The sequence below is a fragment of the Streptomyces pseudogriseolus genome (genome assembly GCA_002154585.1).
GTDB lineage: Bacteria > Actinomycetota > Actinomycetes > Streptomycetales > Streptomycetaceae > Streptomyces > Streptomyces pseudogriseolus.
On sequence record MUNG01000536.1, the window covers coordinates 1 to 1,855 of the forward strand.

Below are 1,855 nucleotides of genomic sequence, written 5' to 3' on the forward strand. Positions count from 1 at the left end.
GGTTCACGCGGCTCCACCGGCCGCCCGGCCCCCGAACCGCCCACCGTGGAACGGCCGGTGGAGCCGCGTGAACCGCTGCCGCCCAAGCCCGACCAGAGCGGCCCCGCCACCGTCTCACCCACCGGCTCCCCCACGGGCGCCGACCAGGCGCGCATGGCCCAGTCCGGCGCGCATCTGACGAACGCCCAGGGCACCCGGCTCCCCGACACCGACCACTCGCTCAAGGCGGGCCCGCGCGGCCCGGTCCTGCTCCAGGACCACCATCTGCGCGAGAAGATCATGCACTTCGACCACGAGCGCATCCCCGAGCGCGTGGTCCACGCCCGCGGCGCCGGCGCGCACGGCGTCTTCCAGAGCTACGGCACGGCCGCCTCCGTGACCAAGGCCGGATTCCTCGCCCCGGACGTCGAGACACCGGTCTTCGTGCGCTTCTCCACGGTCGTCGGCTCCCGCGGCNNGACGCCATCAAGTTCCCCGACGTCGTCCACGCCGCCAAGCCGCACCCCGACCGGGAGATCCCGCAGGCGCAGAGCGCCCACGACACCTTCTGGGACTTCGTCTCGCTGCACACCGAGGCCACCCACCACACGATCTTCTTCATGGGCGACCGGGGCATCCCGCGCTCGTACCGGATGATGGAGGGCTTCGGCGTCCACACCTTCCGCCTGGTCAACGCCGAGGGCCGGACCACGCTGGTGAAGTTCCACTGGAAGCCCAAGCTGGGCGTGCACTCCCTGGTGTGGGACGAGGCGCAGCTCATCAACGGCAACGACCCCGACTTCCACCGCCGGGACCTCGCCGACGCCATCGAGGCGGGCGCCTACCCGCAGTGGGAGCTGGGCATCCAGACCTTCCCCGACACCCCGGACCAGACCTTCGAGGGCATCGACCTGCTGGACCCGACGAACATCGTGCCGGAGGAGCTCGCCCCGGTGCAGCCGATCGGGCTGATGACGCTCAACCGCAACCCGTCGAACTTCTTCGCCGAGACCGAGCAGGTCGCCTTCCACGTCGGCCACCTCGTGCCCGGCATCGACGTCACCGACGACCCGCTGCTCGCGGGCCGGCTGTTCTCCTACCTCGACACCCAGATCACCCGGCTCGGCGGCCCCAACTTCCCGCAGCTGCCCATCAACCGGCCGCACGCGCCCGTCAACGACATGCTGCGCGACGGCATGCACCAGACCGCCGTGCACCGGGGCGTCGCCCCGTACCAGCCCAACTCCCTCGACGGCGGCTGCCCGTTCACCGCGGGCGCGGACATGGGCGCCTTCGTCGAGACGCCGGTGACCGTCCCCGAGGGGCGCAAGGTGCGCGAGGCGCCGGAGTCCTTCTCCGACCACTTCAGCCAGCCCCGCCGCTTCTGGCTCTCCATGAGCCCGGTGGAACGCGAGCACATCATCGGCGCGTACGTCTTCGAGCTGGGCAAGTGCTACGAGGAGGCCATCCGCGTACGCACCCTCCAGGTGCTGGCCAACATCGACCCCGAGCTGTGCTCCCGCGTCGCCGACGGCCTCGGCCTGCCCGCGCCGGAACCGACGGTGCCGCTCGCCGACGTCGAGCCCAGCCCCGCGCTGTCCCAGATCGGCGGGACCTGGCCGGTCGACGGCCGCGTCATCGGCATCCTCACCGGCCCCGACGGCGACCTCGAAGGGGTGCACGCGGTGCGGGACGCCGTGCTGGAGGCGGGCATGATCCCGCTCGTCGTCGCGCCGACCGGCGGCACCGTGGGGGAGGGCGAGCGGGCCCTGACCGCGCAGCGCAGCCACGTCACCGCGCGGTCGATCGAGTTCGACGCGGTGCTGGTCGCCGGGCCGCCGGCGGCGGGTCCGGACGCCTCCGGGGCGACGGACGG

The 1,855-nt window shown here is 72.6% G+C and carries 1 pseudogene; it reads left to right on the plus strand.

The features are described from left to right. Positions 1 to 1,855 (plus strand): annotated as a pseudogene (locus CCN29_RS32315) (catalase); the annotation flags it as partial.